Source organism: Pseudomonas sp. AN-1 (assembly GCF_034057115.1).
Lineage (GTDB): Bacteria > Pseudomonadota > Gammaproteobacteria > Pseudomonadales > Pseudomonadaceae > Geopseudomonas.
The window spans coordinates 721,229-735,558 of the sequence record NZ_CP139195.1; the positions used below are offsets into that span (position 1 = coordinate 721,229).

10 protein-coding genes are annotated in these 14,330 nt (G+C 67.5%); all 10 read right to left on the bottom strand.

Translation table 11 applies throughout. The features are described 5' to 3' along the window. Nucleotides 1–67: 67 nt before the first annotated feature. The gene (locus SK095_RS03230) at nucleotides 68–1,270 is read right to left on the bottom strand and encodes a beta-ketoacyl synthase N-terminal-like domain-containing protein (RefSeq protein ID WP_320547838.1); all 1,203 of its coding nucleotides are present in this window, start codon (nucleotides 1,268–1,270) and stop codon (nucleotides 68–70) included. Beyond that, the gene (locus tag SK095_RS03235; RefSeq protein WP_320547839.1) at nucleotides 1,267–2,565 is read right to left on the bottom strand and encodes a beta-ketoacyl-[acyl-carrier-protein] synthase family protein; all 1,299 of its coding nucleotides are present in this window, start codon (nucleotides 2,563–2,565) and stop codon (nucleotides 1,267–1,269) included. Before SK095_RS03235 ends, SK095_RS03230 begins: the two co-directional genes overlap by 4 nt. After that, complete coding sequence (locus tag SK095_RS03240; RefSeq protein WP_320547840.1) at nucleotides 2,562–3,623, bottom strand: beta-ketoacyl synthase; 1,062 nt, start codon at nucleotides 3,621–3,623, stop codon at nucleotides 2,562–2,564. Before SK095_RS03240 ends, SK095_RS03235 begins: the two co-directional genes overlap by 4 nt. 2 nt (nucleotides 3,624–3,625) lie before the next feature. Then, nucleotides 3,626–4,900, bottom strand: coding sequence for a beta-ketoacyl-[acyl-carrier-protein] synthase family protein (locus SK095_RS03245; protein ID WP_320548862.1), 1,275 nt, complete (start codon nucleotides 4,898–4,900; stop codon nucleotides 3,626–3,628). Between the two features lie 8 nt (nucleotides 4,901–4,908). Further along, nucleotides 4,909–5,478 carry an acyl carrier protein gene (locus SK095_RS03250; protein WP_136488559.1) on the bottom strand — a complete coding sequence of 190 codons (570 nt, stop codon included), beginning with the start codon at nucleotides 5,476–5,478 and terminating at the stop codon, nucleotides 4,909–4,911. A gap of 243 nt (nucleotides 5,479–5,721) precedes the next feature. Then, entirely contained in the window at nucleotides 5,722–7,122 is a 1,401-nt protein-coding gene (locus SK095_RS03255; RefSeq protein WP_136488560.1) for a DUF1329 domain-containing protein, read from the bottom strand. 17 nt (nucleotides 7,123–7,139) lie between these two features. Beyond that, nucleotides 7,140–8,717 (bottom strand): DUF1302 domain-containing protein, encoded by a 1,578-nt coding sequence (locus SK095_RS03260; RefSeq protein WP_201486875.1) that lies wholly within the window; start codon nucleotides 8,715–8,717, stop codon nucleotides 7,140–7,142. Between the two features lie 304 nt (nucleotides 8,718–9,021). After that, nucleotides 9,022–11,415 carry an efflux RND transporter permease subunit gene (locus SK095_RS03265; protein ID WP_320547841.1) on the bottom strand — a complete coding sequence of 798 codons (2,394 nt, stop codon included), beginning with the start codon at nucleotides 11,413–11,415 and terminating at the stop codon, nucleotides 9,022–9,024. Nucleotides 11,416–11,432: 17 nt separating this feature from the next. Next, a complete protein-coding gene (locus SK095_RS03270) occupies nucleotides 11,433–12,491 on the bottom strand; it encodes a WD40/YVTN/BNR-like repeat-containing protein (protein ID WP_320547842.1) in 1,059 nt (352 codons plus the stop codon). A 713-nt stretch (nucleotides 12,492–13,204) separates the two neighbouring features. Then, nucleotides 13,205–14,233 (bottom strand): Rieske 2Fe-2S domain-containing protein, encoded by a 1,029-nt coding sequence (locus tag SK095_RS03275; RefSeq protein WP_320547843.1) that lies wholly within the window; start codon nucleotides 14,231–14,233, stop codon nucleotides 13,205–13,207. Nucleotides 14,234–14,330: the final 97 nt, after the last annotated feature.

Here is a 14,330-nt window from a genome sequence, read left to right on the forward strand (position 1 = left end):
GGGACTCACATCCTTTCACTGAAGAGACAGCCCGCAGCCGGCAGTGGCCGCGCGCTGCGTGCGGGTACTAGCTGGCCAGCTCGAGCCGGTAGCAGGCGCTGAAGCCGTTGTCGTCGCGGCCGACCACTGTGGCCCGGCGGATCGGTACCTCGCGTCCGCTGCCGACGACGAAGGGCAGCCGGTCGTCGACCGGATACCTCAGCCCGGCGAGCGGAGGCGCGTAGCCGGCCTGCATGGCGCTGCGAGCCAGAATCAGATCGACCAGGCTGGGTGCAGCACTGAGGATCCCGGTAAGCGGCTGCGCAGCGCCGACATGCGCGGCCGGGATCCGGCCCAGGCGGGCACTCAGCCGCCGGTCCTGCTCCGGCTCGCCGCTGGCAGTGCAGACCAGCAGGTCGGTCGACTCGGCCGGCAGCTGCAGGGCGTCGAGGTTGGCGTGCGCCGTCTGACCGACCAGGCACACGTGCGCCGCGGTCGGCAGATCCGCGCAGCGCTGCAGCACCAGTGCCGCGGCGCCCTCACCGGCAATGCCGCCCCGGCCGCGTTCGTCGAACGCCAGGAAGGCCTCGGTGCCATTGGCGGAAATGACTCCGGCGCGAACCAGCGCGGCGAGCGCCAGCGCGTCGAGTTCGCTGCCAGAGCCGACCACGATGGCGGCATCGATACGGCCGCTGCGCAGCGCGGCGCAGGCCTCGCGCAAGGCCGCCTGGTTGCCGGCGACGCCCTGCATGAAGGCGCTGCCCTCGCATTCCAGACGGTGGGCCAGGCTGACCACCCCGAGCAGGCCGTTGCTGAGACTCTTCAGCACCAGGAAGGGGTCCAGGGCACGCTCATGCAGCACGCGCCGGCTGAGCCCGGCCTTGTCCAGACCGAGCTCGCTGGAGCAATCGCGCAGCAACTCGGCGTAGGCATCGAGCGAGGGATGGGTGTAGCCCCCCTGACAGCCATAGAGTCCCAGGCGCAGCCGCCCCTGCTGCGGATCGATCCCGGCCTCCGCGAGCGCCTGGCCGACCGCACTGACGCCCCAGGCCAGCGCCGGCGTGCAGTAGCGGTGCAGGTTGCGCGGCACCTCCTGACGGCAGCGCTGCTGGACGTCCTCGGCGACGTGGCCGAAGGCGACCACCCGCCGACTGTGGAAGTGCCTGGCACGCAGTGGTCCGATGCCGCTGCGCCCGGCCCGCGCGGCCGCCCAGAAGGGGGCGACGCCCCAGCCGGTGGCCAGCACGCAACCGGCACCGCTGATGGCGATCCGCTGATCGACGTGCTTCATCCTCGGCTCTCCCGGTATTTGCCCAGCACCAGCGACGCGTTGAGGCCGCCGAAACCGAACGAGTTGCTGAGCGCTACCTGCACCGGGCGGCTGACCGCCCGCTGCGCGCAGTAGTCCAGATCGCAGTCGGGGTCCGGGTGCTGCAGGTTGAGGGTCGGCGGAATGCGATCGTCGCGGCAGGAAAGCGCCGTGACGATGAACTCGGGTGCCCCCGCCGCGGCGATCAGATGGCCGAACTGCGACTTGTTGGCGCAAACAGCCAGCTGGCGGTAATGCTCCTCCTCGGCGAACACGTTCTTGATCGCCAGGGTTTCCGCCACATCGTTGAGCGGCGTGGACGTCCCGTGGGCATTGACCAGATCGACCTGCCGCGGCCGCACACCGGCATCCTCCAGAGCCGCGCGCATGGCCAGGGCAGCGCCGCGTCCCTGCGGATCCGGAGCGGTGACCTTGTAGCCATCCAGACTGCTGCCATAGCCGAGCACCTCGGCATAGGGCGTGGCGCCACGGGCCAGCGCCCGTTCCAGCCGCTCGAGGACCACGAAGCCACCGCCTTCGCCGGCGACCAGGCCGCTGCGGTCGCGATCGAACGGCCGACACAGCTCGCTGCCCCAGCGCTGCTCGCTGCTGACGGCACCCAGCAGGTAAAGCGCGCTCATGGTGTCGAGATTGAGCACCGAATCGGCCCCGCCGGCCACGGCGACATCCACCTCGCCGCGCCGGATCATCCGGAAGGCATTGCCGATCGCCTGCGCAGCGCCCGCACAGGCGCTGCTGACGTTGAGCACCGGGCCTTCGCAGGAGAAGTCCGCGGCGATCAGCCGCGACAGCCGGTCGTTGGCCTGTCGCAGCGAGCCATCCGCGTGGACCTGCGCAGAACGCTGCATCAGGTGGCGCCAGTCCGCCCCCTGGCCGCCATCGGCGGGCAGCGCCAGACGCATGTCGGCGAGCATGTGCTGGGGCGCACCGGATGCCGTCAGCACCGCGGCACGGCTGAGTTCGCTGACGGCCAGGCCGCTGTCGGCGACCGCCTGGGTGGCGGCGATCCAGCCAAGGCGACTGCGTTTCTCCATGGGCATGTCCCACGCCGGATGCCCCTGCAGTCCGGACGACAGGCGCGTTATGTCGACGGCCGCGGCGAACCGCACCGGGAAGCCGCCGTCCTCGATTTCCTCCGGTTGCCAGGGCGCTACGCAGTGCCTGCCGAGCAGCATCTGCTGCCACATGTCCTGCCATTGGAAACCGAAGCCGGTCACCGCCCCCATCCCGGTGATCACCACCCTTGCTCCGTTCATGCCTTCTCCTTCCAGGTGATTGCCAGCAGCATGGCGTCGCAGTGCCCTGCCCGGCTGACACTCGGCAGCAGCACATGGCGCAGGCGGGGCTCGCGTTCATGACGCGGATCGCCGATCAGGGCAGCGATCTCGGTAGCAAGGCCGCTGGCGCCCAGTTCGCCGGTTACCTCCCGGGTATCGCGCAGGACGGCACAGGCAGCGAAGGGCTCGCTGGCGGCAAGATCGGGGACGCTGCCGCCCAGCCAGTCGATGTCGCGCGGCGTCAGGCGCTCCGCCTGCAGCGCCTGATGCACGGCCTGCTGCAGCACTGCCGGGCGGCGCTGCGGGTCGGCACTGAAGCCACGGCCGTAACCGGCCACCCGCACCTCGAGGCCTTCGAGCGGCGGCTGGGCGGCCAGCAGCAGTGCCGCGGCCCCCTCCCCGTACAGCACGTCCTGGCCCGGCTCGTCGCGCAGGAACAGGGCCGGCGTCAGGTTCGGGCTGCAGCTGACCGACAGCGCCGCATCGGCCCGCCCCTCGGCGATTTCCGCAACCGCCTCGATCAGCGCATCGAAGCCGGCACCGACCTGCGCGCAATAGCCCGCCATGACGCCCCGGCAGTCCAGCGCTTCGGCGACATAGGCCATGACCGAGCTGTTGAGCAGGGTCAACGCGTGTAGCGGCGGGGTGTTGGCCAGCAGCTGCGCAAGAAGCCTGTCCGGCTCGCGCTCGATGGCTTCGACCGCATCCCAGCAGGGACTGGGCGCGTCAACCTCGGGTATCGCCGCCGTTAGCCCTACCCGCTGCGCCGGCAGTCGCAACTCGTGCAGAGCCGGCGCCAGTCGTGCGGCGCAGTGCAGCAGGCGCAGCCCCTGCGGCTCGACGCTGCGCTGGATCTTGCGGTCGAACAGATCCGCCGGCAGCCGCGGAGCCGCCACGGCATGCGCCGTTCGCTCGGCGGCGAACGGCAGAAGCCGCGGCTGTGGCACCGCGCCGTGGAGATCGCCGGCCTCGCTGCCGGCGGCATTGAGTATGGAGGCCGCCACCAGGTACACCGGCCTTCCCTGCAACATGGTCATGCTCAAGCCCTCCCCAGCACGATGGAACTGTTGATGCCGCCGAAGCCGAAGGAGTTGGACAGCACCACATTCACCGACTGGCGCCTGGGCTCGGTCAGGAATTTCAGCTCGGGAAACTGGGCGCCATCCGGACAGTAGTTCAGCGTCGGCAGGAGCACGCCATCGCGCAGGCTGATCAGCGAAAGCACCGCCTCGATGGCGCCGCTGCCGGCCAGCGAGTGGCCGACGGCCGACTTGTTGGCGGTGAGGGTGATGGCATCCAGCTGTTCGCCAAAGACCCGCTTGAGAGCCAGGGCCTCGCAGCTGTCATTGACCTGAGTCGAGGTGCCATGGGTATTCACGTGCTGCACGGCATGCGGCAGCAGACCGGCATCCTCTATCGCCTCCTCCATGCAGCGCGCGTACTTGCTGCCATCCTTGCTGCTGGCCGTCATCTTCTCCGCCTCGCAGTGGTTGGCATAACCCAGTACCCGGCCGAGCACGTGCGCCCCGCGGCGTTCGGCGTGTTCGCGCGACTCCAGGACCAGAAAGGCAGCCCCCTCGCTGAGCACGAAACCGCTGCGGTCGCGCATGAACGGTCGACTCTGCCGCTCGGGTGGCAGCTCGCTCTGCTGGCACAGCGCGCCGAGGCTGCCGAACATGTAATAGGGCAGCTCGTTGGCCATCAGCTCGACGGCGCCGCACAGTGCAAGGTCGATCTCGCCACGCTCGATCGCCCGGTAGGCGCTGCCGATGGCCACTGTTCCGGCTGCGCAGGCGTCGGAATGGGTGGAAATGTGGTCGCTGATCCCCAGCTCTGCGGCCAGCTGGAAGGTCTGCTGGTCGACCCGCCGCGAGAACACCGGCTCGATGTCCGGCTGCTGCCCGAGGAGACGGTCGAGGTCCAGGCAGTCATCGTTCAGGCACATGCCAAGGCGGTCGAGATCCTGGACGTTGGCGCAGTACTTGTTGGCGCCGAGGAAAAGGCCGCTGCGGCTCCCCCCGAACGCATTCGCCGTCAGCCCGGCGTGGCCCAGAGCCTGTCTGGCGACATAGGTCGCCAGCACGCACTGCCGCGGGGGTACGACCGGATCGCCGTCATAGGCGTCGAACATGTGCAGCCACTGCTCGTCATCGAGATAGCCGGCCGCCGTGTTCGGAAAACCGAGCTCCTCGAACAATGGGTGGCTGCGAACGCAGGAGCGATTCTCGCAGATCCGCCGAAACAGACTGTCGCCGTCCAGCACCGTGGGAGCCACCAGACCGTAGCCGGTGACGCAGACTTCGCGCGCCCGCATGGCGGCCCCTAGACGCGTTCTTGCAGGTTGGCAGCGACGAATTTCTCGACCAGCAGCCGGGAAACCTGATCGCCGTCGGCAGGACTCAGGCGTGCGCTGCAGGAGCTGCATACCACCAGGTTCTGCGGGCTGAGGCTGGCATGCTTGCCGCCGCACTGGGGGCAGGATTCCGGCAGGTGATCGAAGAGGTTGCGACACTGGGCAGCCCAGTTGCGGACCGTCGTGGCGGCGAAGACATCGGCCGGCTTCATGCCCGGGCGCAACTGGCCATCGGCATAGGCGTTCAGGCTCCCCTCGAGCAGCGCCTTGCCGGCCGGGGTCAGGCCGCCGGCGTCGACGAATGCCTGCAGATCGCCGCATACTGCAGCGGCGTGGTCCAGTACGCTGGTCTTGGGCAGGACGCAGCCGTAGCGTCTGCCGAGCTGAAAGCTCAGATCGACGATGTCCAGGGAGTCGGCGGAGAGATCCTCGACGATGCTGCTGTCGGCCTCGATATCCTCGATGTCGAGAACCAGCAACTGGGCAAGGATCTCCCGCGTGCTCGCGATTACGGATTCCAGTTCCAGGGGGTTGTTCAAAGTCCTGCTCCTTGTCTGTCCATAGCCGTAACCCGATAGTTACGTCACGGTGAATGACCTGCCCCAACCAGGGCGCGCGCACTCTAAACTCTCTCCCTAGGGGCAGAGTCAACCGCGCAGAAGCTGATGGCAGACGGCCGGAAGGCCGTGCAGGAAGTCGGCAGCCCGACCCAGAACACAAAGAGCCCTCCCCACTCGCGTGGGGAGGGCTCCGCTTTTTCTCGCGCGCTGGCTGCTAGCGGATCAACGCCCCCAGCGAGCCGCCGCCTCGGCGCTGAACATGGCCGGAGTCCAGTTTTCCTTGGTTTCCAGGATCGGCGCGCCGGTCTCGTTGGCGATGTTGTCCACCAGGTAGGCGCCGGAGATCAGGTCATGATGCGCGGCGATGCCCCAGTAGGGCGTCTGCGACTCGTAGGCCCACATCCAGTTGCCCAGCACGGTGCGCCACAGCTGGCCGCGGCCGTCGTACTGGTCGGACAGCGCCGAGCCCCAGGTGTCTTCCTGGATGTAGAACACGCGCTTGGCGTACTGGTGGCGGAAGCCGGGCTTGAGGGTCGCTTCCAGCACCCAGACGCGCTGCAGCTCGAAGCGCATGGGCTCGGTGTTGACGTGGCCCTTGTGCTTGATCAGGTCGGCGATCTTCACCTCGGCCTGGTTGGTGGCGAAGGCGTTCCAGGGGATGTACATCTCGCGCTTGCCGACGATCTTCCAGTCGTAGCGCTCCGGCGAGCCGTTGAACATGTGGTGTTCGTCGACGGTGCGGAAGCCGCCGGCGCCCTGCGGCATGTCGAAGCCGAACGACGGCGCCTGGCGCACGCGGCGGGTGCCCGGGTTGTAGATGTACACGTCGCGCGGCAGGGTCTTGTAGTTGAAGGTCTCCCGCGTCGAATACACCGTGCCCTTGTCGCGCAGCGGCAGGTGGGTCTTCTGGATGGTCAGCGACTGGATGCCGCCATACGGCGGGGTGAAGTCGGTGGTGTCGCGCATCGCGCCCGGTTCGGAGCGAATGCCGAGGAACTTGTTCTCCATCTTGCCCCAGGCCAGGTTGCCGTCCGGGTAGACCACCACGTCCTGGGTGGTCAGCTCGGTCTTGTGCGGCTGCGGACCGGTGTTGTTGATGTTCCACAGCAGCTCCAAGCCGGTCTTCGGGATCGGGAACGGCTGGGAGCCGGTCACCGCCTTGAGGCCGAGGCCGTCGTCGACCAGTTCGGCGGTGGTGGCGTTCTTCTTGAAGGCCTCGCACACCCAGTCGGGGAAGCGGAAGTCGCGGTGGCTGGTATACACCGGCATCTTGAAGGTGTCCGGGTACTTCTTGAACAGCGCCTTCAGGCCGTCGCTGAGCTTGTCGGCGTACTGGTCCATGTTCTGCGCGGTGATGGTGAACAGCGGCTTCTCGCTGGCGTAGGGGTTCTCCCAGAACTTGCCGGTGCCCTCGTGCTTGATGTGGTCGGGGGCGCCCAGCCACTTGCCGGAAAACTCCGGAATGCTGCCGTCGGCGTTGCCGGCCTTCTCGGCGCCGGAGCAGGTCAGGTCCTTGCCCAGGCGCGCGGCCTCTTCGGCGGAAACCTTGGCCGCGGCGGTCTGGCTGAATGCGCAGAGGATGCCCGCGCTCAGCAGGCTGGCCCGGAAAAGAGTCGTCTTCATCGCTGTGTCTCCTGCTGTTACAGGTTGTACTTGAGGTTGAAGGCCACGAAGTCCCTGTCGGCCAGCGGACGCTCGAGCTGGTCGGCCGAGCCCAGATAGGCGTTGTAGGTCAGGCCCATCTCGAGGTTGTTCAGGTACTTGAACTTGGCGCCGAGGCTGGCGCGGGCGTCGCCATCGCCGCCGAAACCGAAGGTGCTCACCGAGGACTGGTTGAAGGCGTGGCCGTAGCTGAACGGCACGTCCAGGTCCCAGCCGTTGAACACGTTCGGGTAGGTCAGGGTCACCATGAACTGGCCGAACTGGGCGTTGCGGTCGTTGGCGAGGGCATCGAGGCCGCCATCGTCGACGTCGTTGATGTGCACCGCGCCGAATTCGCCGGCGAAGGAGGTCTGCGGCGCGATCCAGCTGTCGCCCCAGGTCTTCAGCAGCGAAACCTGCGCCTGGGTCGCCTCGCCGCGCGACACGCCGGTCTTGGTCAGCAGCGACAGGCCGTCCTTGTAGCTGACCTCGCCGGACACCTGCCAGTCGCCGAGGCGGGTGGAGATGCTGGCGCCGGTCAGGTCGACATCCTCGAAGTACTTGAGGGTGTAGGAAGTCGGGAGGAAGGTGACGGGGTCGATGTTGAGCAGCAGGCTCGGCGTGCGCTCGTGGTAGCGCAGGCGGTAGGCGCCCACCTCGGTGTAGGGGGTGAGCTTGTAGCGCGCCCCGACGCCCCACTCGCCGCCGTCGCGGGCGTTGTCGGTCTCGGTACGGGGAATGGCCGCACCCAAGCCCGCCAGGGTCGCCAGGTCGCCCGGGGCGAAGCGGATGTACTGGCCGCCCGGGCCGATCATGTCGGCGTAGGAAAAGTACTCGCCGGCCGGCGACAGCTCGTAGGGATGGTTCTTGAACTGGTAGTAGCCGAGCAGGGTCCAGTCGTTGACCGAGAAGCGCGCGGAGGCCTGCAGTTCGGGCAGGAGGATTTCCTTGATCTCGGTGCCGGGGATGTTGCTCTTGGTGGCGTCGACCGGCCCCTGTACCCCGGAAATGCCGGAGATGAACAGGCTCTCGCCCCAGGCGACGACCTGGTTGCCGAGACGCACGTCGAGGAAGCCGCTGTCGCCGACGGTGGTGCCGCCATAGGCGTAGGCATCCAGCAGGCGGGTGCGCTTGCCGACGCGGTCTTCGGCCTCGGAGCTGAACTCGTCGGTATCACCCAGCTTGTTGATGGTGTTCGCCGAGTGGTTGTCGTTCTTGCGGTTGTAGGCGAAATCGTAGAACGACGAGCCGCGCAGCATCAGGCCGTAGTCGCCCTTGTGGATGTCCATTTCGGCGAGCAGGCTGACGCGGTTGTTGAAGAAGCTGCCACGGTCGAAGTTGCGGTTGCCGTCGTCGCCGTTGATGTTGTTCAGCAACTCGTGCGCCTGCTTCTCGGCACGCATGTTCAGGCCGTAGTTGAAGGTGGCCAGATAGTCGACTTCGAAACCATCGCCGAACTCGAAGGAGCCGGCCTGCGCGGCCGGCAGCGCCAGCACGCCCACGGCGCAGCCGAGCAGGCTGAGTTTGAAATGATGCGGCAAGCGGGACACGCCACGTTTCTTGTATTTGTAATTCATCAGTTCAGCTCCTCTCGGAGGATCTTGTTGGTTGTTGTCCTGATACGGCCTTGCATCTCGGCAGACTCGCCATTTGCCAGTTGGCTTCTGCCTCGACAACCGCAGGTGATCGTCGAGTGAGTTCATGATTAACCGCGAAAAATCCGCTCACATACTTGGTTCGGACTAGGCGGATCGGCAGCATTCCGGCTATCGATCGGCACTTTTCGCAGGCACGAAAGTGCCCCTGCGCGTCATGCCGGCGCGCACTGGAAGTCAGTGGAATTGCCGGTGGCTGCCCGTCACGGACAGCCACCGGCGTCGATCAGGCGTAAGGCTGAGCGGCGGGCAACCGGTCGGCGCGGCGCTCGCGGCCGACGTTCAGCCAGCAGGCCAGCGCCGGCAGCAGCAGCACGGCGCCGAACACGTTCACCAGGAACATGAAGGCCAGCAGGATGCCCATGTCGGCCTGGAACTTCAGCGGCGAGAACGCCCAGGTAGCCACGCCGACCGACATGGTCACCGCGGTGAAGATCGCCGCCGTGCCGCGCTGGCGCATGGCCTCGTAGAAGGCGGTGCGCAGGTCCTGGCCCTCCTCCTCGATCTGGTGCTTGACCCGCTCGAACAGGTAGATGCCGTAGTCGACGCCCACCCCGACGCCCAGCGCCACCACCGGCAGGGTCGCCACCTTGAGGCCGATGCCCAGCGCGGCCATCAGCGCGTTGCACAGCACCGACACCACCGCCAGCGGCGCGATGATGCACAGCACCGCCTTCCAGGAGCGGAACATCAGGAAGCACATCAGGGTGATGGCGCCGAAGATGGCCACCAGCATCTCCACCTCGGCCTGCTCCACCGCCTCGTTGGTCGCCGCCATCACCCCGGCGTTGCCGCCGGCCAGGCGGAAGGCGTCGGCCACGCGGAACTCGGGGCTGTCCTTAGGCTGCTCGGCGATGAAGCGCTTGATCTCGCTGGTCAGGTGATGGAGGGTCGCGCCTTCGTGGTCCCGGGTGTAGATCAGCACCTGCATCGCCGTGCAGCCCTGGGTGTTCATGCCCAGGTCCGGGTTGTAGGCCTCGGCGCCCTGCTGCAGGGCCTGGCTGCTGCGCGGCAGCGCGGCCCAGCGCGGATTGCCTTCGTTGTTGGCGGCGATGCCGACCTTGGCCATGTCCGGGACGCTGACCACCGACTGCACGCCGTGCACGCCGCGCATGAAGGTGGCGAAGCGGTCGACCGCGCTCATCACCGAGTAGTGCAGGCAGGCATCGCCCTCGAAGCCCTTGGCCTCGACCACCACGCTGAGCACGTCGACGCCGATCGCGTAGCTGCCGACGATGCTGGCGTTGTCGCGGTTGTAGCGCGAGTCCTCGCGGAACTCCGGAGCGCCGCTGCCGATGTCGCCGACCACCAGCTTGCGCGACTCGGCGATGCCCAGGCCGAGCAGGCCCAGACAGACGACGGCCACCAGCAGCGCGGTGCCGGGATTGGTCACCGCCGACAGCTTCCACCAGAACGGATGGCGCTTGCCGCCCGCCGTGGCGGTGCGCCGCGCGGAGTCTTCCAGACGCATGCCGGAGAGCAGGATCGGCAGCATCATCTTGTTGGTGACGATCATCAGCAGCACGCCGAGGCAGGCGGTGATGCCCAGTTCGCGCACGCTGTCGATCTGGATGCGCATGATCACCGCAAAACCCAGCGCGTTGGCCAGCAGCGCCAGGGCGCCCGGCACGAAGATGCGGCAGAAAGAGCTGTGCGCCGCGGCCAGCGAACTCGCCCCGCCCAGCACCTCCAGCTTCCAGGCGTTGGTCATCTGCACCGCGTGGGACACGCCGATGGAGAAGATCAGGAATGGCACCAGGATCGACATCGGATCGATACCGTAGCCCAGCAGCGGCAGCAGGCCCAGCAGCCAGATCACCGGCAGCAGCGCCACCACCAGGGCCAGCAGGGTCATGCGCAGCGAGCGGCAGTAGGCGAACAGCAGTACCGCGGTGATGGCGAAGGCCAGCAGGAAGAACACGAACACCCCGTTCAGGCCGCTGACGACGTCACCGATCAGCACCGGGAAGCCGATGATGTCGACCTCGATCTGCTCGCTGGAGTACTTGGCGCGCACCGCGTCGAGCGCCCTGGCGACCTCGACGTAGTCGACCTTCTCACCGGTTTCCGGATTGATTTCCTGCAGGTCGGCGCGGATCAGCGCGCCGCGCAGGTCGCCCTGCACCAGGCGGCCGATGACGCCGGCGCGCGCGACGTTGCGGCGCACGGTCGCCAGGTCCTGCTCCGAGCCGCCGAACTTCGCCGGCACCACCACGTCGCCGTAGAAGCCCTGCTCGGTGACCTCGATGAAGCGGGTGTCGGGGGTGAACAGCGAGGACACCCGGGTGCGGTCGACGCCGGGGATGAAGAACACGTCGTCGGTCGCCTCGCGCAGGGCCTTGAGGAACTGCACGTTGTAGATGTCGCCCTCGCCTTTCCAGCGCAGGTTGACCAGCACGCGGTTGGCACCCGGGAAGGCCTTCTGGTACTTGGTGAAGGTCTGCATGTACGGGTGCTGCAGCGGGATCATCTTGTAGAAGCCGGGGTCCAGCTTGATCCGGGTAGCCGTCGCGGCGAACACCACGGTCAGCAGGATGAACAGGAGCAGCAGCCAGCGGCGGTTGGCCATGAGCAGGTCGGCGCAGCGGTCGACCCACTGGGCATTCTTGTGGTTGTCCATGAGAGTGTCCGCTTGTGTCAGTGAGTCTGGGATGCGGCCGGCGCGCCGGACACGGCGATGCCGGACTGCCCGGTGAAGATCAGCCGGCCATCGGCCAGCTCGGCGACGCTGGAGAGGCTGCCGGCGCCGCCGTCGTTGAGGCGCTTGAAGGTCCGCCCGCCATCCCCGGACTGGGTGACCACGCCGCCCTCGCCGACCAGCACCACCTTGCCGTCGCCGGTGTGGGTGCCGCCGTACAGCGACAGGCCGGTATCGGCGTCGACCTCCTGCCAGGTAGCGCCGAAATCGCCGGTGCGGAACACCTTGCCGCGCATGCCGTAGACCAGCCAGTCGCTGGCCGACAGGGCGATCAGGCCGAAGAAGCTGCCGTTGTAGAAGTCCGGCAGGCGTTCCCAGCTCTGCCCGCCATCGGCGGAGCGCGCGACCAGGCCGCTCTCGCCGACCAGCATCAGGCGCTGCTGGCCGCCACCGGCGATGCCGTAGAAATGGCGGTCGCCCAGGCCGGTGTCGCGGGGCTGCCAGGTCTTGCCGCGATCCTCCGAGACCAGCAAGCGGCCGAAACTGCCGGTGGCGAACAGCGGCCCTCGGGCAGTGCCCCACACGCCCATCAGCGCCTCGGCGGCTTCGGCGTCGAAGTGGGCTTCCTGCCAGCTCCGGCCGCCGTCCTCGCTGCGTAGGATCCAGTTGTCATGGCCGATCGCCAGGCCCAGCGACCGGTCGGCGAAGAACACCTGGGTCAGGGTCGAGCCGCGCTGGGGCGCGACTGCGGCCTCGCGCCACGGCTGGCCGGTACCCTGGCTGTGGAACAGGTGACCCAGTTCGCCGGCGGCGACCAGCTGCGCGCCGGCGGCCTGCGTCGCGCCGTTGATCAGCATCAGCTCCGGGCGGGCGTCGCTGGACGGGAACGCCGGACTGGGGCGGGGCAGGAACGACGCGACCGTGCCCGCGGCCACCAGGCCGACGATGCACAGGCCGATCCAGATGCGGGAACGGCCGGGCGCCTGGTGGGCGCCGACCTCTGTCGGCGGCACCGCGCGCAAGGCCGACTCTGTATTTATTTTTGTGACTGGCTGCATGACTCCTCCTCGTCACCCCAGCTCCGGCAGCCCAAAGCAGACTGCGGTGCTGGGGGATGGCCAGACTGTGGCGGCGCCAAGGGGGCGTCGCATCGTCCGATCAGACAAGGGGAGTCATCCCTCCCTCATTCGGACGATGCTTTGGGCGCGGGATCGCTGGAAGCTCTGGGCTGGCCGCGCGCCAGCCTTGCGTCTGCGACGGTGGAGAAACCGCTCGTCGCTTCTAGTCCGTTCGGACTAGGACAAAAGCACACTCGCTTCCTATGGTGGCCTTGAGACGCGACGGCAAGCCGTCGGCTCGCTGCCTGCAGTTCGATAGCGAGAACAACAACAATGAAAACAAGAAAGCTGATCTACCTGGCCGTATTTTCTGCCTGCACCACCCTCTCCCCCGCCCTGCTGCCCAGCAGCCAGCCCGCGTTGCTCGCCCAGGCAGACAGCTGTCAGTACTGTCCGGCACAACTCGTCGCGCCCTCCATTTCGCTCGGCCAGCTGTCCCTCTAGGCGGCGAACGCCAGCCGCCCCCGGCCTGCCGGGGCGAATTCATGCGCCTTGGCGGTGTGTTTGGGCGAATGAATTCGCCCAAACAGCGCCGAAGCCGCTCAGGCACTGGCCCTCCCCCCGCTTCAAATTCCGCTCGCAGCGCTGCCGCCTTACGGGGCGCAAACGAAACCGCCCGGCGAATGCCGGGCGGTTTGTATATCACGGGCGGATCAGCGCTTGTCGACGGTAACGATCTCGCGGCGCTCGCGCATCAAGGCCGGCACTTCGGCCTCGTCGGTGTAGAACTGCTGGTACCACTCGCGCAGCTGGTAGACCGGGCCGTCGCCCTCGGCCAGCACCGGGTTGTTGATGCACACCTTGTGCTTCCAGATGTCCACGTCCTGGTAGAAGGAGGTGCGGTTCTGCTGCACGTACTCCTTGGCCAGCGCCTCGTTCTGCTCCTCGCTCCAGCCCGGCATCTTCTTCACCAGGCAGCCGAAGCGCAGCTCGAAGCTGTTGGGGCCGATCGGCACGTGGCAGTTGAGCAGGATCGAGTGCACTTCCATCCCTTCGAACACCGCGCGCATGCGGGTGAAGTGGGTGGCCGGGCCGAAGTAGGCCGACTCGGCGACCAGGTCGCCGCCCAGGCGGATCGAGTCGCCATGGAAGATCTGGTGGGCGATGTGGCCTTCGAACACGTTGGCGAAGTACTTGGTCGGGGTGCCGTGCACCGGACCGAAGTGCTGGGCGTCGGCGAGGTTGTCGACCAGCTCGCGCGGATGGGTGTCGATGATCAGGGTGTCGAGGTGCCAGTCGTGCGACCACTCGTCGCTGTCGATTTCCGGCAGGTGCGGGATCACCACGTCTGCGGCCGGGGCCTTGCCTTCCGGGTTGTTCCAGACGAACAGCAGGCCGTTCTCCTCGCAGGTCAGCCAGGAGCGGGTCTTGGCCTTGGGCGGGATGCGTTCGCAGTAGGGGATTTCGGCGCAGCGGCCGCTGCCCTCGAACTGCCAGTGGTGGAACGGGCAGACCACGCGGTTGCCCACCAGGGTGCCCTGCGACAGGTCCGCGCCCATGTGCGGGCAGTGGGCGTCGAGCAGGTTGATCTTGCCGCTGTCCTCGGCGAAGGCCACCAGGCGGGTGCCGAAGATGTTCAGGGTGTGCAGCTTGCCGTCGCGGTAGTCGTCGGCGACACCCAGGCAGTGCCAGCCGCGCGCGAAACGGTGCGGCAGCGCATTGTTGGTGTTGTTATTGGTCATCAGGCTTTCTCCGTTGAGCACACGCAAGGCGGGACGCCGTCCGGCCGCGCCTCGGGGCGGGCCGGACGGCGGCGTCCGACGATCTTCACCGAGGGAC